Origin of the sequence: Halopseudomonas sp. SMJS2, assembly GCF_029866945.1 — a bacterium.
Taxonomy (GTDB): Bacteria; Pseudomonadota; Gammaproteobacteria; order Pseudomonadales; family Pseudomonadaceae; genus Halopseudomonas; species Halopseudomonas bauzanensis.
This window is the reverse complement of the sequence record NZ_CP123445.1, coordinates 77,505-101,521: the sequence shown is the minus strand read 5'-3', so window position 1 is coordinate 101,521 and position 24,017 is coordinate 77,505. Positions and strand designations below refer to the sequence as shown.

The following is a 24,017-nucleotide window of genomic DNA, read 5'->3' as shown; positions in this document are numbered from 1 at the left end:
CCTAAAGACCTCCAAACTTATTGGATAATCATAAGTAACTATTTCCATCACCACTGCTATGTCCTATAAAGCACAGCAGTATCAGGACGCCATCCTTCAAGAATCTCATGCGCGTAATTCTGCCAATCAGCCCCTTGGCAGCAGGTCAGAATATGAAACAACATACAACAGCAAGGACGAACCAACAGGGCGTCGCGAGTATTGAGTTCGCCTTTATGTTTGTTCTGATATTCATGCTGTTCTATGGGATGGTGGGGTATTTTATTCCCCTGCTGCTGAGTGCCACCTATCACGAACTATCTTCTGAAGCACTACGCCAAGCAATAAACCTGAAATACTCGACTCTGGAGCACGGTGATATTCAGCTTCAAGCAGACCGAGTCATCGAAGATTCATGGCTACCTAGTGCCTGGGCGAGCCCATGTCCTAGCTATGAGGGGTATCTAAAAATACATGGCGACATTTGGAGCGCCTGTATTCGCCACGACAACCCATCTTCAATCCTGCCCTCCATATCGCTGTTCGGCTTGGATCTGCTTCCCTTACCCAAAGAGATTCGTGGAGAAGCGACAGTGCAGCTGCACTGAACACCGCCCCTTACCCACGGCCGGCATTGATGCCAAGGAGCTCGCTCACAATGTTTCATTCCACCATATCGATACCATCCAAAGCTCGCCAGCTAGGCGTATTCAGCGTGCTCACTGCCTTCACGCTGCTGACCCTGCTGCTGTTTCTGGTATTGGTGCTGGATAGTGGCCGTCTGTATATGCAGCAGCGGCAGTTGCAAAAGGTAGCAGACATGGCGGCGCTTGAAGCCATCTCGCGGCTGCCGCTGGGCAACTGCTCCGCAGCGCCGGATGACGCAGATCTCTACGCTAAGGAAAACGCCCGAGACCGCCATAAATTTCTGCAAGAAGCGGACAACGACACGGCGCAGCAAAACCTGACAACAGCGTGCGTTCGGGTGGAGACTGGCGCTGATAATCTGCGTCAAGCGCACGTTGATGAGGCTGGACCCGCAGTTCAGGTTACGGCCAATCACACCGTTCCCAGCAGTTTGGTGCTGCAGCTCAGCAGCCTATTTAGCGGCAGCGCCGATATGATCGAGTTACAAGCAGTCGCAGTAGCCGAGCGCGAAACTCCAACGGCGTCGTTCAGTGTTGGCGCTCAACTATTGCGACTGGATAACGATCGCCTGGTCGGTCAGTTGCTGAAAGGCGTAGGGCTTAATCCCCAGCACCTATCCGTACTGGATTCTAACGGACTGGCTAATGCTCGAATAACTCCCGCTGGCCTGCTGGATGCCTTGGGTGTCGAGATCAGCATCCATGAACTCAAAGCCCTCAGTCCCCAAGGGATTCTTGAACTAGAGAAAACCAATATCTCTCTGCTACGGTTGATTGAAGTTATCGAACTATCTGCAGATGTGGTTTCCGATTCGATATTAGCTGCGGACTTGGACCTGTTACATCAAGGGATTCTGCACAACCCAATACTCCGAGACATCAACCTGCAGCTATTCGGTACCGAAACCGAGCCAGGTTTACTGCGCTTGGCTTCCAGTCCTGATGGGACCGTTGGTGCCGCGCTAGATACCGCTGTCAACCTGGGTGACCTGCTCGGCGCTGGTCTACTGATTGGCGTGCATGATGCAAACCGAGCACTGGAGCTTGATGTCAGCATACTGGGGGCCGCCACGGTAGAACTGGGTATTGTCGAGCCGCCCTCCATCGGGATCGGGCCGGTGGATACCGTCGCCTATAACGCACAGGTGCGGCTATATGTCGGAGTAGATACCAATAACCTGCTTGGTGGAACGCTGGCATGGCTGACCAATACTGTGTTGGGAACACGGATAAACTTGCCAATCTGGATCGACATTATCTCGGGTCAAGGCACTCTGAAAGCTATCAATTGCGAAGGTACTGCGCCTACCGCTGATATCTATGTCGAGTCAGACATTCTCAACGCCTGTGTCGGTAAAGTACCTGAGAATAAGAAGTGGTCCGTCAGCGCTAGCTGCGAAGTAAACTTGCAAGACGATGAGTTGATTCGATTGCTGCATCTACCTGTACTCAGTGGTAAAACTCATATTCATGGGCTGGAGCATAATCAGGAAATGCCCGGTATCGCTGTAGGGGAAACTCGATCGACCGATTACAACAAGCTTCCTTTAGGTAGCACAGTAGATAACCTTGTGACCGGCTTGCTGGATTTGCTCAGCGGCCTGTTTCGCAGGCCGAGCATAGCGGACGGCTCCGATCTGGATTATAGCCAGGCAGCCCAAAACAAACTGGTTGAAAAGCTAGCGAGACAATATCTGGATACTAGCAAGGTTAATGGTTTCTATAACGTGGAAAATGTTGCCAAGCTGATCCTGGAAGGTAGTGATGAACGCGACGCGAATGGCAATCAGCTATTGACGCCGCTGGTAGATGATGACTGGAATATCTCGAAAAGCATCCCCAGATCCTGCGTACTTGGCGCCTGCCCCACGAGCCTCTGGATAGATGGCAAGTTCAGTCAGGCATTCCACGCCTATACCAGCATCCCATACGGTGTTCTGGATGTCGTAGGCATCCCCACCTTAGGTAACGGTTATCAGAGCTGCGCCGGACTGCTCTCATCGCTCTTAAACTGGAATGGATGTGTTGAGCATAACTTGGCCAAACTGCTGAAGGAGAAACCTGGCGGCATCAACCTGAGCGCTAACACTGATGGTAAGAGTCTAGCCAATCCCAACAGCAACCAAATCACATGCTCCGGCTTTTTGTGCAGCCTTCTGAAACCAGTACTGGAATTGCTCAAACCGATCCTCAACGGTATCAGTCATTTGCTCAGCGTCGTATTAGCCGAAGTGCTCGGCCTGGAGTTGGGACGCACCGACGTCACCGTTCATGCGATCAGCTGCGGCACTCCGCAACTGGTGCGCTGACCATGCGCAATTTATAGCGAGGGACCGAGATCATGCCCTTTCCCATACTAGAGCGGCGCGGCACTCGAGGCCGCAGCGGGTTGCGCAGGCAGCAGCACGGCGCGGTAGCTATCGAGTTTGCCGTGCTGTTCCTGGCGTTCTTCACCGTGCTGTACGCCATCATCGCTTACAGCGTTCCCTTATTGCTGACTCTAACTTTCAATCAGCTCAGCGCAGACGCAGCAAGGGCTGTGGTCAAGGTGGACCCGGCAATTGGCCAGGCTAGATATGCGCAAGCCGTCAGTAATGTAATTAAGAGCGAGGTCGAGAGCAGCTGGCTACCAGAAAATTGGCGAGGCGATGGGTGTGATAATCCTCCCGTTAATACCGGGCTGACCTGGGTAAAACTGGAGACTCCATACGGCTTTCTGGCAACTGAGTCGCTTGGCACTGTAGAACGCGTACAACTGCACGTTTGCCTGCAACGCGAATATAACAAGGACAATGCGATCATCCCGATATTGACCGTGTTCGGTCTCGATATCCCCAGTCTGCCCCAGGATGAGAGCGGTAATACCACCTTGCGTGGGCGCTCTACCATCCGGCTTTAATTCAGAGGTATGCGCCCTGACCGCGCTCAAGCGCGGCATTAGCGCCACTCAATTGCGCTGTCGTCGATCTGGTGCTCGACAATCCGGGTTCAGTTCCGTTTACCAAGTTAGTGCTCGACGTTCCCGGGAGCGATGTGGAAAGGGCGAGGTATCTCGCCCCTCCTTTTCAGCCGTTACCGACGCCCACCCAAGGCCAGCGCCAGCAATGTGCGGTTGTGCATATTGGTGGCTCGCAGTACCTGCGAAACATACAGCTTGACGGTGTTTTCCGAGATCCCAAGCTCACAGGAAATTTGATAGTTGGTCAGCCCTTTGCCCAGTAGCTCGGCCACCTCGACCTGTCGCGGTGACAGTTTGGAGTAGCCTGGCAGCTCGGTAACGGGCAGCAGCTGGGCCGCTGTCACAGGCTCGGTAGTGTCGCTGCTGTTCAAGCCACTCACATCCTGCTGCAACTCCCGCAGCGAGTGGGTCATTTCCTTGAGCCGCTCACTGATCCCTTCCACCTTCTGCGCCGCAAAACGCCGTTGCACGTTTGCCTGCAGATGGCGCACTCCAGCCAGCAGAGCATCCAGATCCAGCGGTTTTTGATAGTAATCGGAGATCCCCGCCCGCATCGCGGCGACGACATCCTCTTTATCCGCATCGCCGGTAAAGAGGATGCTTTCGAATACCCTGTTGTCGGGTGAGGTTTTACGCAGCAGCTTGACGAGATCAATACCGTTAATATCCGGCATTCGATAATCGCTCAGCACAACCCCGATACGCTCGTCCCGACAGAACAGATCAATCGCTTCGGCAGAGCTGTCGCAGCCCACGCAGGAGACCCCGGCGGCTCCAAGATATTCAGATAGCTCCTCAACAATAAAAGGCTCATTGTCGACAATCAGCACTTTATTCAAATCATTCATGTTGCCGTTGGCTCCCCGCCCAAATACCTGCGGTTACAATGCAATCAAAAGCAACCGACCCCTTGATTACGACAAGTTCTTCCCTGCGAACATATGTCGCAGCCCACATCGGCTCCGTCCATGAGGCTGGAGCTAAATCCTAGAACAGCGACCGATACCACAATGGGATTGCGGATGATCCTCGATCTTTCTATCTATAGCTTAGCAGCAGTTTTCTGAAAGGCTGGCGCTTTTTTTACCGTTGCCTTCCTTTGATTTTCGATCCATCGAAATGCGGAAATTTTGTCACATTGCTGACAATCTTGCCTAAAAACCCAAGGATCGGATGCCCCCTATTTCCCGGCAGATGTATTACCACAACGGGTCACCAGCCACCATAATGGCCAATAGCCCTACTGCCCTTGTCCCGGTCCAGCTACAATGGAGCAACTCCAATATGAGGTAAGCATCGAAGCGGATGGCTAGATGATCGAATACAACAATAAGCGCTTTCTCATCGTGGATGATTTCACCGATTTCCGCTCGGCACTCACCGGCATGCTGCGGCAGATGGGCGTGGCGCATATCGATGCGGCGGTCAATGGTGAGGAGGCGCTGGCGCTGTGCCGCAAGCATTCCTACGACGTCATTCTCCATGACTACAACCTCGGCAAGGGCAAGAACGGTCAACAGGTGCTGGAAGAGCTGCACCATGACCAGTTGCTCAGCTCGCATTGCATCTTCATCATCATCTCCGCCGAAAGCAGCCAGGCCATGGTCATGGCGGCGTTGGAGTGCGAACCGGACAGCTATCTGACCAAACCCTTCAACCTGGCCAGCCTGCAGCAGCGGCTGGACAAGTTGATCGCCATGAAGACCGTGCTGCATCCCGTACTGGATGCGCAGATGCGCGCCGATCATATGGCGGTGCTGGAAGCCTGCGCAGCGGTAATAGCAGCGCATCCACGGTACGCTCCGCAATGCCGCCGGCATCAGGTGACGGCGCTGGCCGCCTTGGGCCGACGCCAGGATCAGGAGCGCCTGCTGCAGTCGCTGATCAGCGAGCGACCGCTGCCCTGGGCGCTGGTAGCACTGGCAGATCTGTGGCGCGAGAGTGGACAATTGGACCAGGCGTTGGCGCTGTATCAGGACGGTATCCGTCAGTTCCCGCTGATCCCGGCATTGTATGATGGGCTCGCGGCCACGGAGCTGGCCCGCGGCAATCATGAGGAAGCCCAACAGCACCTGCAGCAAGGGCTGCGGATTTCGCCCAATTCGCTGCAGCGTCAGGAGCGCATGGGCCAGATCGCGCAGCGCAACAATGATCATGAGCAAGCCGCACGGGCCTTTCGCCAGGCCGTTGATCTAGGCCGCAATTCGCTGTTTCGTAATCCCGACAATCATCTGAATCTCGCCTCCAGCCTTACCGCTCAAGCGGGCGACGGAGCGCTCGGCCAACGGGCGGTGGCGGAAATTCGTCAGACCCTGGGCGAGCTGGACAAGACCTGGCGCGACGACCCGGCGCTGTCGGTGCGTTCTCGCATGATGCAGGCCCGCACCCTGGACAAGAGTGGCCATGCGACCGAAGCGCGCCGGCTGGCAGAGCAGGTGGCGGCTGATGTCGCGCAGTTGGAGAGCTTCTTCGATGCCGAGGTTGCCCTGCAAGTGGCCGGGCAGCTGCGTGATCTGGATCAGGCCGGATCGGCCGATGCGGTGTTGGCGACCTGTGCCGAAATGTACGGCGACGACCCGGAGGTGCTGGCTGACATCGCCCGGCATACCGACAACCCGGACATTCTTGCGGCCGGCTCCCAGGCCCTGGAATGGAACCGCCAGGCCATCCGACTGTACCAGCAGAAGAACTATGCCGAGGCGCTACAACGGTTCCGCCAGGCGCTGGCGAGCCAGCCGCGCAACATCAGCTTTGCCTTGAACACAGCACAGTCACTGCTGCGTCTGATTGCCGCCGACCCGAAACCGGAACTGCTCGCCGAGTGTGAGCGCTGCCTGCAACAGGCGGACGGGATGCCATCCAATGATCATCGCCGCGAGCGTTACCGCAAGCTTCGTGAACGGCTGGAGCAGTTATGAACGACAACGACCAGGAAGGGCTGGATTTTTCCACGGTATTGGCCTCTACCGTCCATGACATGAAGAATTCGCTGACGCTGATGATGCAGAGTTGGGCCCAGTGGATCGAGCGGCTGCCGCCCGAACTGGCACAATCAGGTGAGCGTGGAGTGATCGAATACGAATCCCTGCGACTCAACGGCATGCTCATGCAGATGCTCGGCCTGTATAAACTGCAGCTCAATGCCCTGCCGCTGCGCCCCGACTGGGTGGAGGTGGACGATCTGCTGCAGGCCCAGCTGGCCCGGCACAGCGAGATTCTGCAGGCGCGTCAGATCAGCAGCAGCTACAGTATCGAACATGACGAGTTGTTGCATTTCATGGATGAAGAACTGATCAGTTCAGTGATTGCCAATGTAATCAATAACTCCATCCGCTATACCCGCACGGCCATCCATCTGCACGCCGCACAGGAGGATGGACAGTTGATGATCCTGGTCAGTGACGACGGCCAGGGTTATCCCGCCGATATGCTGGGCCGCTACAACACCGGCGCCCGCGATGCGGATGTCACCCAGAGCAGCACCGGGCTGGGGCTGTACTTCGGGCAATGCATTGCCCGGCTGCACCAGCGCAATGGCCGCCATGGTTACATCGAGCTGAGCAACGGCGGGCAGCTCGGTGGCGGCGAGTTCCGGCTATATCTGCCCTGAGCAGCCGTCGCACTTATGACCCATCAACACCATGGGTTCTGACGGTTTGCCAGCGGTGCAGGACATGCTTAGCTGATGGGCTCGACAATGATAACAACCGCCCACGGAGCCCTCGCGTATGTTCGATCGTCATTACGCCGTCTGGCCTGATCTGGTACCGCACTTTCTCGATCTGCCAGCGACCAGCCTGTATTCCAATCTGAGCATCTCCGCACTGCGCTACCCGCAACACCCCGCCATTATTTATTACGGGTCCACGCTGACCTACGCCGAACTCGAACGCCAGGCCGAAGCATTGGCCGGTTACCTGCAGCACACCGGGGTCAAGGCCGGCGACCGGGTGTTGCTGTACATGCAGAACAGCCCGCAATTCGTGATCGGCTTCTATGCCATCCTGCGGGCCAATGCGGTGGTGGTACCGGTCAATCCGATGAACCGCAAGGCCGAACTGGAGTACCTGATCGCCGACACCGAGGCGCAGGTCGCCCTGTGCGGCCGCGAACTGCTGGATAACATCGGTGAGCTGCTGGATAGCAGCGGGCTGCGCGAAGTGGTGGTCGGCACCTACGGCGATTATGTGTGCGAACCCACCGATCTGGAGCTGCCCGAGGCAGTGACCCTGTCCGCCGACATGCCCCATCGCGATGGCCTCACCGCCTGGCAGCAGGCTCTGGATGCCGCCTACGAGCCGGGGCCGCTGACCGCCGGGCCTGATGACCTGTGCGTGATTCCCTACAGCTCCGGCACCACCGGCAACCCCAAGGGCTGCGCCCATACCCATCACAGCGCCATGGCAACCACGGTCTATCCATCGGTCTGGGGCAATAGTCAGCATAATGGCGTGCAACTGGTGTCGGTACCCATGTTCCATGTCACCGGCATGCAGGTGTGCATGAATGCCGCCATCTATCTGGGTGCCACCCAGGTGATCATGACCCGCTGGGATCGCCGGACCGCGGCGAAGTTGATCGAGCGTCACAGCATCACCGCCTGGCGCAACATTCCGACCATGGTGGTGGATCTGCTGTCCGATCCGGATATCGATCAGTACGACATCAGCAGCCTGCGGGCCATCGGCGGTGGTGGCGCTGCCATGCCGGCGGCTATTGCCGCCAAGCTGGAGGGCAAGCTGGGGCTGCGGTATTCCGAGGGCTACGGGCTGTCGGAAACCCTCAGCGCCACCCACATGAACCCGCCCCAGGCACCCAAGCCGCAGTGCCTGGGCATTCCGATCATCGGGGTCGATTCCCGGGTGGTCGACGTGGATAGCCTGCTGGAAGTCGGCGTGGGCGAGGTCGGTGAGATCGTATTGCAGGGCGAACAGCTGTTTCAGGGCTACTGGCGTCGCCCGGAGGCCACTGCCGAGGCCTTCATCGAGCTGGATGGCAAGCGCTTCTTCCGCACCGGTGATCTGGGCTACTGCGACGAAGAGGGTTATTTCTTTCTGGTCGATAGGGTCAAGCGGATGATCAACGCCTCGGGCTACAAGGTCTGGCCGGCGGAAGTGGAATCGCTGTTGTACAGCCATCCGGCGGTGCGGGAAGTCTGCGTGATCTCAGTGCCAGATGAGCGCCGCGGGGAAACGGTCAAGGCGGTGATCGCGCTGGCGGCAGGGCATGCCGATACATCGGCCGATGACATTCTCACCTGGTGTCAGGCCAACATGTCTGCCTACAAATGTCCCAAGCTGATCCAATTCACCGACGCCCTGCCCAAATCACCTACCGGCAAGATCATGTGGCGGGCATTGCAGGAGCAGGAGTGGGCGAAGAGCTGATGGCGTGCCGAGCGCCTGGTAACCTCTAGCTCCTTGGGAATGTCGAGTTTCCTGGGGAACGTCGAGTTTCCTGGGAACGTCGAGCACCAGCTCGATGAAAGGCCTCGTTGACAGCCCCGTGGACGAGCTGGTGCTCGTCCCTCCCAGGGAGCGATTCGTTGGCGTGTCGAGTTCCATCTCGACACACCGCAGCCACCGCTGCCCCAGACGCCGGGAGTGAACCCGGTGGGGCCCGCCCCTCCACGGCTTCAGTCGGCGATATGCACCAGTTGCTTGCCGAAGTTCTTGCCCTTGAGCATGCCCTTGAACGCCTCCACAGCGTTCTCCAGCCCTTCGGCTACCGTCTCGCGATACTTGAGGTTGCCGCTGGCCACCTGCTCGGCCAACAGGGTAGTGATTTCCTGGTGGCGGTCCTGCCACTCGGTAACCAAGAAGAAACGATGCTCCGGCTTGTTCTCGCCCATGGCGCCGAATACGTGGAACGGCGTCTCGACCTTGCTCGCGTCTTCGGCGTTATACGCCGATACGTAACCGCAAATCGGCACGCGCGAGCCCTTGTTCAGCAGCTTGGCAACCGCTCGGGTGACTTCACCGCCGACATTCTCGAAGTACACATCAATACCATTCGGGCAGGCCGCCGCCAGATCGCCTTCCAGATTGCCGGCCTTGTAGTCGACGCAGGCATCGAAGCCCAACTCCTCGACCACGAAGCGGCACTTCTCCTCACCACCGGCGATACCGACCACCCGGCACCCGAGCTGCTTGGCGGTCTGGCCAACCACGGTGCCGACCGGCCCGGAGGCAGCCGAAACCACCACGGTTTCCCCGGCCTGGGGTTTACCGACATAGGTCAGCCCGCAATAGCCGGTCCGGCCCGGCATGCCGGCCACGCCCAGATAAGTCTGCAGTGGCACACCGCGTGGCTCGATCTTGTAGATCATCGGCGCGTCACCGGGCACGATGCAGTATTCCTGCCATCCGGAATAACAGGTAACCAGATCGCCTTCATTGTAGTTGGGCGACTTGGACTCGATTACCCGACCCACACTTTCGCCAACCATGACTTCACCGATACCGACCGGGTCCATATAACCCTTGGAATCGTTCATGCGCGGGCGCATGTAGGGATCCAGGGACAGCCACAGGGTCTTGATCAGGATTTCGCCGTCGCGCAGTTCGCGTACCGGCGCTTCGGCCAGGACCAGATCGCCATCCTGGATTTCCCCCTGGGGGCGCCGCTCAAGAATTATTTTTCGATTGATAAGGGCAGACATGCTCAAGGCCTCCGAGCTGTGATGGGATGGGGCACCAGCCCCGGTTCTGCCCGAGCATAAACCACCGGGCACGCTGAACGGGTCGTTATTCATGGGAATGATTGCACGCCAGTATCCGCCATCATGCGCCAGCAGGTCATCATTCTCTCTAAAACCGTTCAGTGCGCCGGCGACTATCACAGCCCCTCTTGCAGGTACTGATCCTTCAACCGCACATAGTTGGCCGCGGTGTAGGGAAAGAACTCACGCTCCTTGTCGCTCAGCGGACGCACTTCCTTCGCCGGGCTGCCCATGTACAGATAGCCGCTGCGCAGGGTCTTGTTGGCGGGTACCAGACTACCGGCGCCGAGGATCACTTCATCCTCGATCACGGCGCCATCCATGACGATACTGCCCATGCCGATCAGAATGCGGCTGCCGATCCGGCAACCATGCAGCAGCACCTTGTGGCCGATGGTTACATCGTCACCGATGATCAGCGGATAGCCATCCGGGTTGAATGGCCCGGCGTGGGTGATGTGCAATACGCTGCCGTCCTGCACGCTGGTGCGCGCACCGATGCGGATGCGATGCATGTCGCCGCGAATCACCGTGGCCGGCCAGACCGAACAATCATCACCCAGCTCCACATCACCCAACACCACCGCGCTGCTGTCCACGAATACGCGCTCACCCAGAAGCGGCGTCTTGCCGGCAAATTGGCGTATATTCATCACTTACCCCTTGAATTGACTGGCTGTCGCCATCATCTAATTAGGCATTACAGCCGATTTCATTGGCTGCCAATGGCCTGCTGGTTTGATTACCGTGGCGCCATTGTACGAACCCACGCTATTCAGGAAACCCCGCCATGTCCAATCCGCTGCTGCAATCCTATGACCTGCCCCCATTCAGTTCGATCCAGCCGAGCCACGTCAAGCCAGCCATCGAGCAGGTCATTGCGGATAGTCGCGCCCAACTGGCGGAGCTGCTGGACAACCCGCCGGCACAATGGAGCTGGAGCACCCTGGTCGAGCCGCTGGATGAAATGGGCGAGCGTCTGTCCCGCGCCTGGTCACCGGTCAGCCACCTGAACGCGGTGATGAACAGCCCCGAGCTGCGCGATGCCTACAACAGCTGCCTGCCACTGCTCAGTCAGTTTTCTACCGAAATGGGTCAGAACCAGGCGCTGTATGCGGCCTACCGCCAGCTGGCCGACAGCGATGGCTTTGCCGAGCTGGAGCCGGCGCAGCAGACCATTATCGAGCATGCCCTGCGCGACTTCCGGCTGTCCGGTATCGCCCTGCCGCCCGAGCAACAGCAGCGCTACGGCGAACTGCAGATGCGCCTGTCGGAGCTGCAGAGCCGCTTCTCCAACCAGCTGATGGATGCTACCCAGGCGTGGACCAAGCACATTACCGACGCCGCGCAGCTGGACGGCCTGCCCGAATCGGCTCTGGCCCAGGCACGGCAGGCGGCCGCCGCCCGCGAACTGGACGGCTGGCTGATCACCCTGGAATTCCCCAGCTACTACGCGGTGATGACCTACGCCAATGACCGCGCCCTGCGCGAAGAGGTCTATACCGCTTATTGCACCCGCGCCTCGGACCAGGGCCCGAACGCCGGCGAGCATGACAACGGCCCGCTGATTACCGAGATTCTGCAGCTGCGTCAGGAGCTGGCCAGCCTGCTCGGCTATGCCAATTACGCCGAGCTGTCCCTGGCGACCAAGATGGCCGACAACACCGATCAGGTGCTGGGTTTTCTGCGCGACCTCGGCCAGCGCAGCCGCGCCTTTGCCGAGGCCGACCTGCAGGCATTGAAGGACTTTGCCTCGAGCAAGGGCTGCGCCGAACTGCAGAGCTGGGATACCGGCTACTACGCCGAGCAATTACGCCAGCATCGCTACGCTATCTCCCAGGAAGAGTTACGTCCCTGGTTCCCGGTAGATCGGGTCCTGCAAGGCATGTTCGGCGTGGTGGGACGACTGTACGGCATCGAGTTGCGTGAAGTTGCCGACTTCGAGCGCTGGCACGCCGATGCGCGGTTGTTCGAGGTGCTGGAAAACGGCGAAGTCATCGGCCGCTTCTTCCTCGACCTGTATGCCCGCAGCCACAAGCGCGGCGGCGCCTGGATGGACGGCGCCCGTGACCGCCGGCGCCTGCCGGGCGGCGAATTGCAGCGGCCGATCGCCTATCTGGTGTGCAACTTCACTCCGCCAGTCGCTACTGCGGCCGCGGGCGACCAGCCAGCATTGCTGACCCATGATGAAGTCACCACTCTGTTCCACGAGTTTGGTCACGGCCTGCATCACCTGCTGACCCGCGTCGACTACCCTGCCGCCTCGGGGATCAACGGCGTGGCCTGGGACGCCGTCGAGTTGCCCAGCCAGTTCATGGAAAACTGGTGCTGGGAGCCGGAAGGCCTGGCATTGATCTCCGGGCACCACGAAACCGGCGAGCCGCTGCCGCAGGACCTGCTGGACAAGATGCTGGCTGCCCGCAACTTCCAGTCCGGGCTGGGCATGCTACGCCAGATCGAGTTCTCGCTATTCGACTTCGAACTCCACGCCCAAGGCGATAATGGCCGCGGTGCGCGGGAAGTGCTGGAAGCGGTGCGCAAGGAGATCTCGGTCATGCGACCGCCGGCGTTCAACCGTTTCGAGAATGGCTTCGCGCACATCTTCGCCGGGGGCTATGCCGCCGGTTACTACAGCTACAAGTGGGCCGAAGTGCTGTCAGCCGATGCTTTCTCCCGCTTCGAGGAAGAAGGCATCTTCAATGCCGAGACCGGCAAGGCCTTCCGCGACAATATCCTGGCCCGGGGTGGCAGCCGCGAACCCATGGAGTTGTTCGTCGCCTTCCGCGGCCGCGAGCCATCCGTGGACGCCCTGCTGCGCCACAGTGGCCTGATTGGAGAACAAGCAGCATGAACAATCAATCGGAACCGGTAAAACGCTTCATTGCCGGGGCGGTATGCCCGGCATGCAGCCAGATGGATACCATCCGCATGTTTCAGGTGGACGACGTACCCCATCGCGAATGCGTGGCCTGCGGCTACGCCGATACTCTGGATGAACGGGGCAACTCGGTTCCCAGCGAACTTCCTACCCGCGTGACCATCCAGCCATCGAGCAAACCATCACCCACTTCGCATGTGGCGCAGTTCTATCCGAATCCGAAATTGAAGAAGAAGGACTGAAAGGAACGGCCGGGTTCCATCCCGGTCAGCGGTGTGTCCAGTAGCTTCGTTGCCATGGACACCTGCCTTGTGGCAGCGGGCTTGCCCGCGCAGGGATCAGGCAGGAAGCGTCGCGGACCTGGCCGCTCCCATGGCAATACCGCCTCATCACCGCCACATCAATCACGGGCAATCAGGGGTGTCCTCGCGCCAGGTAAGCCCTACCCCCAACTCCTCCGCCATGTTTGGCCAGCGGCGCCACATGTCCTGACGCACGTCTTCGTCGATACCGGCCTTATAAGCCAGAAACGCCGGGCTCTCGAACACTTCCTCCGGCAATAGCCCCGCTACCGCTTCATCTACCGCCGCATCCAGCTGATTGGCATATTCCTCACCCAGCAGCTCATATACGATCACGTTGGCCTTGGTGTTGCTCATTGGAATCAGTGATTCGCCACCGTGGCTGACGTAGCGGTCATTGACTTCCTCCACCATCCGATGGGCCAGATAAGCTTCGTCCAACAATACGAGTAAGCCCCGATCAGATCCGGGCGTAGCCGATGGCCGCAGGAAAAACTCCTCCGCCACCTTCAACACCGGAATCAGCTGGGGCCGCATCTTTGCATGATTGGCTACCGACTGTGCGGCCTCCAGTATGTCCGGCACGCGTTCTATATATGCCTGGATGAAATTGAACAGGGTGGTGCCGGCATCATCACGCATGCTGATGGTCCGGTGCAGCTGCGGCAGTTTTCGATCCAGCCACTGCCGCAAGGCATCATTACTGCCTGCGTCTTCGCGAGCAACGCGCACCCGCTCTTGTAATTCGGAAATTTTCATTGGTACTCCCGCTGGTGACGGGCCGGGTGGCACGCCAGCAAATGCTCAGGGTTTTGGGTCGGATTCAAGCTAGCAGAGTGCCTTCATATCGTCAAAGCGACTCATCGGTAAGCTGACAGGCTATATCAGCGCAGCTCGACTGCCCGTAGGGCTGCTCCTTGAAACAGAGCCCACGCGCCCGGGGATTGACCCAATTGTTGCTTGACAATTCAATGAAAAACCACAATCAAAGCCATTGCCTTGATCACGATCGGGTCTATACTCGGTTTTATCTGGTTACACCTTGAGGCGTCACCAGGGAGTGATAAGAACAATAAGAGATAAGGGGAAACCGGGATGTTGCGACATGCACGTACCTGGCTGGGTGTGCTGTTCCTGATGGCACTCAGCGCCAATACCAGCGCCAGCTGGGAAGTCAACATGACGCCGGGGGTGACGGAAGTCAGCCGCTCGGTTTTCAATCTGCACATGACCATCTTCTGGATTTCGGTGGTGATCGGCGCCATCGTCTTCGGCGTCATGTTCTGGTCGATGTTCATGCACCGCCGCTCCCGGGGTGCGGTTCCGGCCAAATTCCATGAGAACCTCACCGTCGAGATTCTCTGGACCGTCATTCCGCTGTTGATCCTGGTCGGCATGGCCATCCCCGCAACCAAGACCCTGATCGAGATCTACGACACCGAAGACGCCGATATCGACATCATGGTCACTGGCTACCAGTGGCGCTGGCAGTACAACTATCTGGGCGAGGACGTCAGTTTCATGAGCAATCTGGCGACGCCGCGCAACCAGATCGCCAACCAGGCCGCCAAGGGCGAGCATTATCTGCTGGAGGTGGATGAGCCCATGGTGGTGCCGACCGGGCAGAAGGTCCGCCTGTTGATCACCGCCGCCGATGTCATCCACTCCTGGTGGGTACCGGCGCTGGCGGTGAAGAAGGACGCCATCCCCGGCTTCATCAACGAGGCCTGGACTCGCATCGACGAACCCGGAATTTACCGTGGCCAGTGCACCGAGCTGTGCGGCCGTGACCATGCCTTCATGCCCATCGTGGTGGATGCCCGCACGCCGGAAGACTATGCCGCCTGGCTGGCCGAGAAGAAGGCCGCCGCTGCCGCCGAGGCCGAACTGACCAGCAAGGAATGGACCCTGGAGGAGCTGATGGAGCGCGGCGAGCGCGTCTACACCAGTACCTGTGTGGCTTGTCACCAGGCCAACGGTGAAGGCCTGCCGCCGATGTTCCCGGGACTCAAGGACAGCGACATGGTGCTCAACGATGTTGCCGCGCATATCGATGTGGTGGTCAACGGCGTGCCGGGGACTGCCATGGCCGCCTTCGGCAAGCAGCTGTCTGAAGTGGATATCGCTGCGGTCGTCACGTACGAGCGCAACGCCTGGGGCAACGACACCGGTGAAGTAGTCGCGCCCATCGATATCCTCAACTTCAAGAATGGCCAATAGGAGACCTGTCATGAGTGCAGTGATCGACAATCATCACGCCGACCATGCCCACGGTCCGGCCAAAGGTCCGATGCGCTGGATACTGACCACCAACCACAAGGATATCGGCTCGATGTACCTGTGGTTCAGCTTCGCCATGTTCCTGCTTGGCGGAACCCTGGCCATGGTCATCCGCGCCGAACTGTTCCAGCCCGGCCTGCAGCTGGTGCAGCCGGAATTCTTCAACCAGATGACCACCATGCATGGCCTGATCATGGTGTTTGGCGCGGTGATGCCGGCCTTCGTCGGCCTGGCCAACTGGATGGTGCCGCTGATGATCGGCGCACCGGACATGGCCCTGCCGCGGATGAACAACTTCAGCTTCTGGCTGCTGCCGGCGGCCTTCGGGTTACTGATCTCGACTCTGTTCATGGAAGGCGGCGCGCCCAACTTCGGCTGGACCTTCTACGCGCCGCTGTCCACCACCTACGGGCCAGACAGCACCACCTTCTTCATCTTCGCCATCCACCTGGCGGGCATCAGCTCGATCATGGGCGCGATCAACATCATCGCCACCATTCTCAACCTGCGCGCACCCGGCATGACCCTGATGAAGATGCCGCTGTTTGTCTGGACCTGGCTGATCACCGCTTTCCTGCTGATCGCGGTGATGCCGGTGCTGGCCGGGGTGGTGACCATGATGCTGATGGATATCCATTTCGGCACCAGCTTCTTCAACGCTGCCGGCGGTGGCGATCCGGTGCTGTTCCAGCACATATTCTGGTTTTTCGGTCATCCCGAGGTGTACATCATGATCCTGCCGGCCTTCGGCGCGGTGAGCATGATCATCCCGGCGTTCAGCCGCAAGCCGCTGTTCGGCTACACCTCCATGGTCTACGCCACCGGCGCGATTGCCTTCCTGTCCTTCTCGGTATGGGCGCATCACATGTTCACCGTCGGCATCCCGCTGACCGGCGAGCTGTTCTTCATGTACGCCACCATGCTGATTGCGGTACCCACCGGGGTGAAGGTATTCAACTGGGCGACCACCATGTTCCGCGGCTCGCTGACCTTCGAGGCACCGATGCTGTTCGCCATCGCCTTCGTCATCCTGTTTACCATCGGCGGCTTCTCCGGGCTGATGCTGGCCATCGCGCCGGCAGACTTCCAGTACCACGACACCTACTTCGTGGTCGCGCACTTCCACTATGTGCTGGTGCCTGGAGCGATCTTCGGCATCTTCGCCTCGGCCTACTACTGGCTGCCGAAATGGACCGGTTACATGTATGACGAGGTGTTGGCCAAGACCCATTTCTGGATGTCCTTCGTCGGCATGAATCTGGCGTTCTTCCCGATGCACTTTGTCGGACTGGCGGGCATGCCGCGGCGTATCCCCGACTACAACATGATGTTCGCCAATTTCAACATGGTGTCCTCGGTCGGTGCCTTCATGTTCGGCGCCACCCAGTTACTGTTCCTGTTCATCGTCATCAAGTGCGTCCGCGGCGGCAAACCCGCCCCGGCCAAGCCATGGGACGGTGCCGAAGGGCTGGAATGGACGGTGCCATCACCCGCGCCGTACCACACCTTCAGCACCCCGCCAGAAGTGAAATAGGAGACTGTCATGAAAACCGAAGGTCTAAGTACCGCAAGTCTGGTCAAACGCCTGCTGCTGCTGGTGGTCGGCATGTTCGCCTTCGGTTTTCTGCTGGTGCCGATCTATGACGTGATGTGTCAGGCCTTCGGTATCAATGGCAAGACCGCGGGGTCCGTCTGGCAGGGCCAGGAGCAGGTGGATATGCAGCGTGAGGTGCGGGTGCAGTTCGTCTCCAGCAATGCCGAGGGCATGCGCTGGTCGTTCGGCCCCGAGGATAATGAAATCATGCTGCATCCGGGCGAGGCCCGCACCGTCAACTTCCTCGCTCACAACCCCACCGACCGGGTGATGGTGGCCCAGGCCATTCCCAGCGTCGCCCCCTCCCGGGCGGCGGCGTTCTTTCACAAGACCGAATGCTTCTGCTTCACCCAGCAGGTGCTGCAACCGGGTGAAAGCATCGAAATGCCGGTGCGTTTCGTGGTCGACCCGGCTCTGCCCAACGATGTGCGACGACTGACGCTGGCCTATACCCTGTTTGATGTGACCGAACGCATGGCGGCCAGCCTCGATCTGGCTGCAGTACATACCAACTGAATTCCGGCTGCCGATAAGGAGAACAACAGATGGCAAGTCACGAAGAACATGAAGTCTATTACGTCCCGGATCAGAGCAAATGGCCGATAGTCGGGTCCATCGGCCTGCTGGTCTCTGTCTTCGGCGCCGGTATGCTGATGAATGGCCTGAGCAGCGGCTCAGGCGCCTCGCCGGGCCAATACATCCTCTATGCCGGACTGCTGATTCTGGTGTGGATGTTCTTCGGCTGGTTCGGCAATGTCATTGAGGAAAGCCGTCAGGGTCTGTACAGCAAGCAGATGGACCGCTCGTTCCGCATGGGCATGACCTGGTTCATCTTTTCCGAGGTGATGTTCTTCGCCGCCTTCTTCGGTGCGCTGTTCTATGTGCGCGTGCTTACCGGCCCCTGGCTGGACGGCGTCGGCGAAAAGGGCTCAAGCAGCATGCTGTGGCCGGAATTCAACTTTTCCTGGCCGCTGATCAATAATCCCGACCCCACCGCCTTTCCGGGGCCGCAGGAGACCATCAGTCCCTGGCAGCTGCCGCTCATCAACACCCTGCTGCTGATCGCTTCCAGCGTCACTCTGACCTTTGCCCACCACGCCCTGCGCGCCGACAAACGCAAGGCACTGAAGAACTGGCTGCTGTTGACTGTGGTGCTGGGGGTGATCTTCCTTGGCCTGCAACTGGCCGAATACGTCCACGCCTATCAGGACCTGGGGTTGACTCTGAGTTCGGGCATCTATGGTTCGACCTTCTTCATGCTCACCGGCTTCCACGGTTTCCACGTGACCATGGGGGCGATCATCCTGACGGTGATGCTGGTGCGCGTGCACAAGGGGCATTTCACCCCGGATAATCACTTCGGCTTCGAGGCCGCCAGCTGGTACTGGCACTTCGTCGATGTGGTCTGGGTCGCGCTGTTCATCTTCGTCTACGTGCTGTGACCAGAGCGTGCCGTGGTCAGTGCAGCCACGGCGCGCCCCACTGCAACTGCCCTGACCAGAGCCCCCAGGCAATCAGCAACATCACCACCACCGTCAGGCTGATACGCACGGTCAGGGCACTGAGCAGACGATCACCGGAGTCGGCGTCGCGGAGAAACAGCGCCCCACTGAACAGACTGATGACAATGGCGGCCAGCAACAACACGATAATGATCTTCAACCACATAAGCGATGGTCCATGTTCAAGAAAGTGTTCCGCAGTATAGACCGCGCAAGGACGCCGGCCCATGTCTCACAGCCAGATTGACGCGATGCCGCGCCAGCATCGTTTTGCGCCCGGCTGGCCGCTATGGGTGTTCACCCTGGCGCTGCTGCCGGTACTCATCGGACTTGGCTTCTGGCAATTGGAGCGGGCCGAAGAGAAACGCGAACTGCAAGCGCAGATTGATCAACAACGCAGCCTGCCCGCCACGCCCCTTGCCGAACTCGACGCGACAACCATCACCGCCTGGCGCCCCTTGCTGCTGACCGGCGCCCTGGACACCCGCTACATCTGGTTGCTCGACAACCGCACCCGTGATGGCCGGCCGGGTGTCGAGGTGCTGCAAGTATTCCATGACCACGCCAGCGATCGGCGGCTGCTGGTCAACCGTGGCTGGCTGCCCTGGGCAGACCGTCGACAGTTGCCCGCCGTACCCACACCACAAGGCAACCTGCAACTGCAGGTCGAAGCGCTACCCGCGCCAGAGCAAGGCTTCACGCTGCACAGTGCACCCACGGCCGGCTGGCCGAAAGTGGTCGGGCGCATTGACCTGCCCGCCTTCGCCGCGCATACCGGCGCGCCGCTGCTACCGCGGATGGCCCGGCTGCGGGCCGGCAGCCAGGGCGGCTTCCAGTTGAACTGGCCGGGGCTGCCGATGACTGCCAGCAAACATACCGGATATGCGGTCCAGTGGTTCGCCCTGGCCGCCGCTCTGCTGATACTGTTTATCTGGGCCGGCCTGCGGCCCGACTCCCGGGGGAACGACAATGATGAGCATGACTGAACAGACACCCGATACCCGCCGACCACGCGGCCAGCTGAAGCTGCTGGCCATTATCGCAGTGGTGCTGGGCCCAATCCTGGCCGCCTGGCTGATGGCAACTACCGGGGTAGGCATTCCGCATACCCAGACCAACCACTCCGCGCTGGTCGAACCACAACTGACCGTGCAGGACTGGCAACTGGAGCTGGATCAGGTGGGCTATGGTGCGCCCTGGCGCCTGTTGGTCACCGCACCGGGCGAATGCACCGAGGCTTGTCTGGCGCTCGTTCATGAAGCACGGCAGATCAACGTCGCTACTGGCCGGGAAGCCGATCGGGTGGAGCATGTACTGGCGCTCGGCCAAGCTGTCTCCGCCGAGTTGAATGCTCAGTTGGCGAGGGACTATCCCCAGCTGCAGCAGATCCCGCTCTCGCCGGCAGCCTACCGGGATAGCCTCAGCGCCCATCCGGAGGCCTGGCAGCAGGGTCCGCAGCTGTGGGTTGTCGACCCCCTGGGCCGCGTGGTGCTGCACCGCGATCCGGCCAATCCCGGCAAGGCCCTGCTGGAGGATCTGCGGCATCTGTTGAAAGTGTCGAAGGTGGGCTGATGAGCATGCGTAAACCCGGTTTTATCTTCACTATCGCGGCCCTGCTGCTGGGCTTTGTGGTGGTCATTCTCGGTGCTTATACCCGGCTGGTGCATGCCGGCCTGGGTTGCCCTGACTGGCCCGGCTGCTATGGTTTTCTCAGTGTGCCGCGCAGCGATGCGGCGCTGGAATTGGCGCAGCTGCGTTTTCCGGATGATCCGGTGGAGGCCTTCAAGGCCTGGGCTGAAATGATCCATCGCTATGCCGCCGGCCTGTTGGGGCTGGCTATTCTCGGGCTGGCGCTGTTTGCCCTGAAACAACGTGGTCGCGACGGCTACCCGCTGAAACTGCCGCTGGGGCTACTGGCGCTGGTGATCTGCCAGGCTCTGTTCGGTATGTGGACGGTCACCCTGAAGCTATGGCCGCAAGTGGTGACGGCCCATCTGCTGGGTGGTTTCGCCACCCTCAGCCTGCTGTTCCTGCTTGCCCTGCGGCTGTCCGGGCGCTTCCCCGCCGATGTCGGCCTGACCGCTCTGCGCCCGCTGGCCCGTGCCGTGCTGGTGGTGGTGATCCTGCAGATCACCCTCGGCGGCTGGACCAGCAGCAACTATGCGGCGGTCGCCTGCATCGATCTGCCCACCTGCCATGGGGAATGGTGGCCGGAGATGGATTTTGCCGCCGGCTTCAATATCTTCCAGGAAATCGGCCCCAATTATCTGGGCGGCATGCTCTACGGCGAAGGTCGCACCGCCATCCATTTCACCCATCGAGTAGGCGCAGTGATCACCTTGCTGGTTACCCTGCTGCTGGCCTGGCGGCTGTACCGCGCCGGCCTGACCGGCACCGCAGCCTGGTTGACCCTGGTGCTGCTGACCCAGATCAGCCTCGGCATCACCAATATCCTCGCACACCTGCCACTGGCGGTGGCTGTGGCGCATAACGCGGTCGGTGCGGTACTGCTATTGAGCCTGGTGCTGGTGAACTATCAGCTACGCCCGGTGGTGATACGGGTGAACAGAAAGGGCACCGGCGCTGTCGGACATTGGACACCGGCCTGAGATCGGTAGCGAGGTAATCGACCTGCCGGCTGGCCAGCCGGCAGGTCATGACACATACTGGGTCAAAGCAATAACAATAAGCGCCCAAGGCGCGGGGGAATACCATGACGACCATGACCAGAACCGCACGAGCTGTTGCCGGCTGGCGCGACTACCTGGAGCTGACCAAGCCCAAGGTAGTCGCGCTGATGATCATCACCTCGGCCATTGGCATGCTGTTATCCACACCGGGGGCGGTGGCCTGGCAGGTACTGCTGCTGGGTAACCTGGGTATTGCCCTGTGCGCCGGCTCGGCGGCGGCCATCAATCATGTCGTGGATCGGCGCATCGATCTGCATATGGCCCGCACCCAACGGCGGCCACTGGCCCAGGGGCGCGTGAGCCCGCTCCACGCCCTGCTGTTCGCGCTGGCACTGGGTGTGGCCGGCATGGCCATTCTGCTGCTCTGGATCAATGCCTTGACCGCCTGGCTGACCCTCGGCTCGCTGCTCGGCTACGCAGTGATCTACACCTCCTTCCTGAAGCGGGCGACACCGCAGAATATCGTCATCGGCGGGTTGGCCGGAGCGGCTCCGCCGCTGCTGGGCTGGACCGCTGTAACCGGCCAGATCAATGCCGAGGCGCTGTTGCTGGTACTGATCATCTTCGCCTGGACGCCGCCGCATTTCTGGGCGCTGGCGATTCACCGCAAGGCCGAATACGCCAAAGTGGATATTCCCATGCTGCCGGTCACCCACGGCGAGCAATACACCAAGCTGCATATCCTGCTGTATACCTTCATGCTGTTTGCCGTCAGCCTGCTGCCCTATGTGATCCACATGAGCGGCCCGCTGTACCTGCTTGTCGCCGTAGGGCTGGGCCTGCGCTTCATCGACTGGGCCTGGGCGCTGTACCGTGACAGTCGCGCCCATGCCGCGATCAAGACCTTCAAATTTTCATTGTGGTACCTGCTGTGGCTATTCGTTGCCCTGCTGGTGGACCATTACGCAGGAGTAGCCGGATGGCTCTGAGTGGAGTGCAAAAGACCGTACTGATCACGGTGGCGGCAATCGCCCTGGTCATCGGCGCGGTGGTCAACAAGGTAGTACGCCCGGCACCGCTGGACCGCGAGCAGCTATCGCAGAGTGGCGTCTTCCTGTTCGACAGTCCACGCCCGCTGCCCGAGGTGAACCTGCAATCGGCCGATGGTGGCGAGTGGACCCCGGCGGCGCTGCAAGGGCAATGGGATCTGTTGTTCTTCGGCTACACCTTCTGCCCCGACATCTGCCCCACTACCATGGCGGAGCTGCGGCAATTGACTGCCAGCCTGCCACCGGAGCAGGCGGACAACCTGCGCGTCACCATGGTCAGCGTCGATCCGCAGCGCGATACGCCGGAACAGATGCGCCAGTATCTGGATTTCTTCAAGGCCGGCTTCCATGGCGCCACTGGTGAGCCGGAGCAGTTGGCCAGGCTGGCCCAGGCGTTGTCCATCGCCTACATCGAGCCTGATACCAGCAAGCCCGATTATCTGGTCGACCACAGCGGCCAGGTGGTCATGGTCGATCCCGAGGGCCGCTACGTCGGGTTTCTACGTCCCCCGCTGAATCCGCAGCAGCTGAGCCAATCGCTGCCACGGATCATGAATCAATAGCTCCGGTCAGAGGCTATTGCTCAGATGGCCGCCATCGACGTTGATGGTGGTCCCGGTGATGAAGGAGCCGGCGTCGCTGGCCAGCAGCAACAGCGGGCCGTCCAGCTCGTCGAGCTGGCCAAGACGCCGCATCGGTACCTTGCTGCGAATATAATCCTGCCCCTGGTCCGTCGCGAAATAATCACTGTTCATCTCGGTACGGAAATAACCCGGCGCGATAGCGTTGACCCGGATGTCGTTGCGCGCCAGCTCCAGCGCCATGGCCTTGGTCAGCTGCACGATGCCCGCCTTGGCCACCGCGTAATGACTCAGCGCGGTGCCGACCCGCAGGCCGAGAATGGAGGCGATATTGATCACGCATCCGCCGCGCTGCGCCTTGGCCATGGCCAGGCTGGCGCGGTGGGCGACGCGCCAGGCGCCATCCAGATTGGTGTCCATCATGCTGCGCCAGTTACCCTCGGTCATGTTGAGGAACATCACCGGATCGGCGATGCCGGCGTTATTGACGACCACGTCCACCAGTTGCCAATGTTGCTCGGCCTGCTCGAAACCGCGATTGACGCTATCCGCATCGGTCACATCCATGGGTACCGCCAGCGCCTCGTGCCCCTGCGCCTGCAGCTCGGCCACCAGCGCCTGCAAGCGCTCGATGCGTCGTGCAGTGACCACCACCCGGGCACCTGCACCGGCCAGCACCCGCGCAAAATGCGCGCCCAGGCCACCCGAGGCGCCGGTTACCAGGGCCGTCTTGCCCGTCAGATCAAAGCGTTGCTGGTTCATGCCATTCTCCCCTGTTGGTTTTTATCACTGAAGTATCGAGTATCCGCCGGCGCGCCTCCAGCCCTCGGCCATGACTGAATAACGGATGATCAATATACCTGTTGCCACTGCGGCGGGCTGATCCCTACCGGTG

23 protein-coding genes are annotated in these 24,017 nt (G+C 59.9%); 17 read left to right on the top strand and 6 right to left on the bottom strand.

The genetic code is table 11. The annotated features are described in order from the left end of the window. Window positions 1-107: 107 nt before the first annotated feature. Genes QAO71_RS00465 through QAO71_RS00455 form a run of 3 tightly spaced genes read left to right on the top strand, consistent with a single transcriptional unit; the run spans window position 108 to window position 3,525 of the window. Window positions 108-587: a TadE family protein gene (locus tag QAO71_RS00465; RefSeq protein ID WP_051611189.1), complete on the top strand. Its 480-nt coding sequence runs from the start codon at window positions 108-110 to the stop codon at window positions 585-587. 50 nt (window positions 588-637) lie between these two features. Then, the gene (locus QAO71_RS00460; protein WP_280164996.1) at window positions 638-2,935 is read left to right on the top strand and encodes a pilus assembly protein TadG-related protein; all 2,298 of its coding nucleotides are present in this window, start codon (window positions 638-640) and stop codon (window positions 2,933-2,935) included. Between the two features lie 32 nt (window positions 2,936-2,967). Continuing rightward, window positions 2,968-3,525, top strand: coding sequence for a pilus assembly protein (locus QAO71_RS00455; protein WP_280164995.1), 558 nt, complete (start codon window positions 2,968-2,970; stop codon window positions 3,523-3,525). A gap of 173 nt (window positions 3,526-3,698) precedes the next feature. Here QAO71_RS00455 and QAO71_RS00450 read toward each other — a convergent pair whose 3' ends face one another. Next, on the bottom strand, window positions 3,699-4,433 hold the full coding sequence (locus QAO71_RS00450) for a response regulator transcription factor (protein ID WP_280164994.1): 735 nt from the start codon (window positions 4,431-4,433) through the stop codon (window positions 3,699-3,701). A gap of 465 nt (window positions 4,434-4,898) precedes the next feature. Between QAO71_RS00450 and QAO71_RS00445 the strand changes: the two genes are divergently transcribed. The 3 genes from QAO71_RS00445 (at window position 4,899) to QAO71_RS00435 (ending at window position 8,972) form a co-directional block, all read left to right on the top strand. After that, window positions 4,899-6,503 carry a tetratricopeptide repeat-containing response regulator gene (locus QAO71_RS00445; protein WP_280164993.1) on the top strand — a complete coding sequence of 535 codons (1,605 nt, stop codon included), beginning with the start codon at window positions 4,899-4,901 and terminating at the stop codon, window positions 6,501-6,503. Next, window positions 6,500-7,195, top strand: a complete 696-nt coding sequence (locus tag QAO71_RS00440) for an ATP-binding protein (protein ID WP_074779106.1) — start codon at window positions 6,500-6,502, stop codon at window positions 7,193-7,195. The genes QAO71_RS00445 and QAO71_RS00440 overlap by 4 nt, the downstream gene beginning before the upstream one ends. Window positions 7,196-7,313: 118 nt before the next feature. Then, on the top strand, window positions 7,314-8,972 hold the full coding sequence (locus QAO71_RS00435) for a long-chain-fatty-acid--CoA ligase (protein ID WP_280164992.1): 1,659 nt from the start codon (window positions 7,314-7,316) through the stop codon (window positions 8,970-8,972). Between the two features lie 248 nt (window positions 8,973-9,220). Here QAO71_RS00435 and QAO71_RS00430 read toward each other — a convergent pair whose 3' ends face one another. Both QAO71_RS00430 and QAO71_RS00425 read right to left on the bottom strand, forming a co-directional pair. Then, complete coding sequence (locus tag QAO71_RS00430; protein WP_074779281.1) at window positions 9,221-10,246, bottom strand: NADP-dependent oxidoreductase; 1,026 nt, start codon at window positions 10,244-10,246, stop codon at window positions 9,221-9,223. A 176-nt stretch (window positions 10,247-10,422) separates the two neighbouring features. Then, window positions 10,423-10,959 (bottom strand): gamma carbonic anhydrase family protein, encoded by a 537-nt coding sequence (locus QAO71_RS00425; protein WP_136868532.1) that lies wholly within the window; start codon window positions 10,957-10,959, stop codon window positions 10,423-10,425. Between the two features lie 137 nt (window positions 10,960-11,096). Between QAO71_RS00425 and prlC the strand changes: the two genes are divergently transcribed. Continuing rightward, entirely contained in the window at window positions 11,097-13,157 is a 2,061-nt protein-coding gene (gene prlC / locus QAO71_RS00420) for an oligopeptidase A (protein ID WP_280164991.1), read from the top strand. Next, entirely contained in the window at window positions 13,154-13,426 is a 273-nt protein-coding gene (locus QAO71_RS00415) for a YheV family putative zinc ribbon protein (protein WP_136868534.1), read from the top strand. The genes prlC and QAO71_RS00415 overlap by 4 nt, the downstream gene beginning before the upstream one ends. Before the next feature lie 162 nt (window positions 13,427-13,588). On the opposite strand, the gene QAO71_RS00410 is transcribed toward QAO71_RS00415, so the two are convergent. Continuing rightward, window positions 13,589-14,245 (bottom strand): hypothetical protein, encoded by a 657-nt coding sequence (locus QAO71_RS00410; protein ID WP_280164990.1) that lies wholly within the window; start codon window positions 14,243-14,245, stop codon window positions 13,589-13,591. Between the two features lie 336 nt (window positions 14,246-14,581). Here QAO71_RS00410 and coxB point away from each other — a divergent pair, with 336 nt between their 5' ends. From coxB to QAO71_RS00390, 4 genes are read left to right on the top strand one after another with little or no spacing between them, the layout of a single operon-like run. Continuing rightward, window positions 14,582-15,706 (top strand): cytochrome c oxidase subunit II, encoded by a 1,125-nt coding sequence (coxB, locus tag QAO71_RS00405; protein ID WP_036991513.1) that lies wholly within the window; start codon window positions 14,582-14,584, stop codon window positions 15,704-15,706. Between the two features lie 10 nt (window positions 15,707-15,716). Next, complete coding sequence (gene ctaD / locus QAO71_RS00400; RefSeq protein WP_036991515.1) at window positions 15,717-17,300, top strand: cytochrome c oxidase subunit I; 1,584 nt, start codon at window positions 15,717-15,719, stop codon at window positions 17,298-17,300. 9 nt (window positions 17,301-17,309) lie between these two features. Then, window positions 17,310-17,876 (top strand): cytochrome c oxidase assembly protein, encoded by a 567-nt coding sequence (locus tag QAO71_RS00395; protein WP_036991517.1) that lies wholly within the window; start codon window positions 17,310-17,312, stop codon window positions 17,874-17,876. A 29-nt stretch (window positions 17,877-17,905) separates the two neighbouring features. Beyond that, on the top strand, window positions 17,906-18,802 hold the full coding sequence (locus QAO71_RS00390) for a cytochrome c oxidase subunit 3 (protein ID WP_036991519.1): 897 nt from the start codon (window positions 17,906-17,908) through the stop codon (window positions 18,800-18,802). A 16-nt stretch (window positions 18,803-18,818) separates the two neighbouring features. Here QAO71_RS00390 and QAO71_RS00385 read toward each other — a convergent pair whose 3' ends face one another. Beyond that, window positions 18,819-19,028 carry a DUF2909 domain-containing protein gene (locus tag QAO71_RS00385; protein WP_036991520.1) on the bottom strand — a complete coding sequence of 70 codons (210 nt, stop codon included), beginning with the start codon at window positions 19,026-19,028 and terminating at the stop codon, window positions 18,819-18,821. 61 nt (window positions 19,029-19,089) lie between these two features. On the opposite strand from QAO71_RS00385, the gene QAO71_RS00380 reads away from it, so the two are divergent. From QAO71_RS00380 to QAO71_RS00360, 5 genes are all read left to right on the top strand, one after another. Beyond that, a complete protein-coding gene (locus QAO71_RS00380) occupies window positions 19,090-19,848 on the top strand; it encodes an SURF1 family protein (RefSeq protein ID WP_280164989.1) in 759 nt (252 codons plus the stop codon). After that, window positions 19,841-20,434: a hypothetical protein gene (locus QAO71_RS00375; RefSeq protein WP_280164988.1), complete on the top strand. Its 594-nt coding sequence runs from the start codon at window positions 19,841-19,843 to the stop codon at window positions 20,432-20,434. The genes QAO71_RS00380 and QAO71_RS00375 overlap by 8 nt, the downstream gene beginning before the upstream one ends. A 5-nt stretch (window positions 20,435-20,439) precedes the next feature. After that, window positions 20,440-21,471 carry a COX15/CtaA family protein gene (locus QAO71_RS00370; RefSeq protein WP_051611243.1) on the top strand — a complete coding sequence of 344 codons (1,032 nt, stop codon included), beginning with the start codon at window positions 20,440-20,442 and terminating at the stop codon, window positions 21,469-21,471. A gap of 104 nt (window positions 21,472-21,575) precedes the next feature. Beyond that, window positions 21,576-22,481: a heme o synthase gene (gene cyoE, locus QAO71_RS00365; protein ID WP_136868539.1), complete on the top strand. Its 906-nt coding sequence runs from the start codon at window positions 21,576-21,578 to the stop codon at window positions 22,479-22,481. Next, window positions 22,472-23,104 carry an SCO family protein gene (locus QAO71_RS00360; RefSeq protein ID WP_280164987.1) on the top strand — a complete coding sequence of 211 codons (633 nt, stop codon included), beginning with the start codon at window positions 22,472-22,474 and terminating at the stop codon, window positions 23,102-23,104. The genes cyoE and QAO71_RS00360 overlap by 10 nt, the downstream gene beginning before the upstream one ends. Before the next feature lie 6 nt (window positions 23,105-23,110). Here QAO71_RS00360 and QAO71_RS00355 read toward each other — a convergent pair whose 3' ends face one another. Further along, window positions 23,111-23,884 carry an SDR family NAD(P)-dependent oxidoreductase gene (locus tag QAO71_RS00355; protein WP_036991523.1) on the bottom strand — a complete coding sequence of 258 codons (774 nt, stop codon included), beginning with the start codon at window positions 23,882-23,884 and terminating at the stop codon, window positions 23,111-23,113. Window positions 23,885-24,017: the final 133 nt, after the last annotated feature.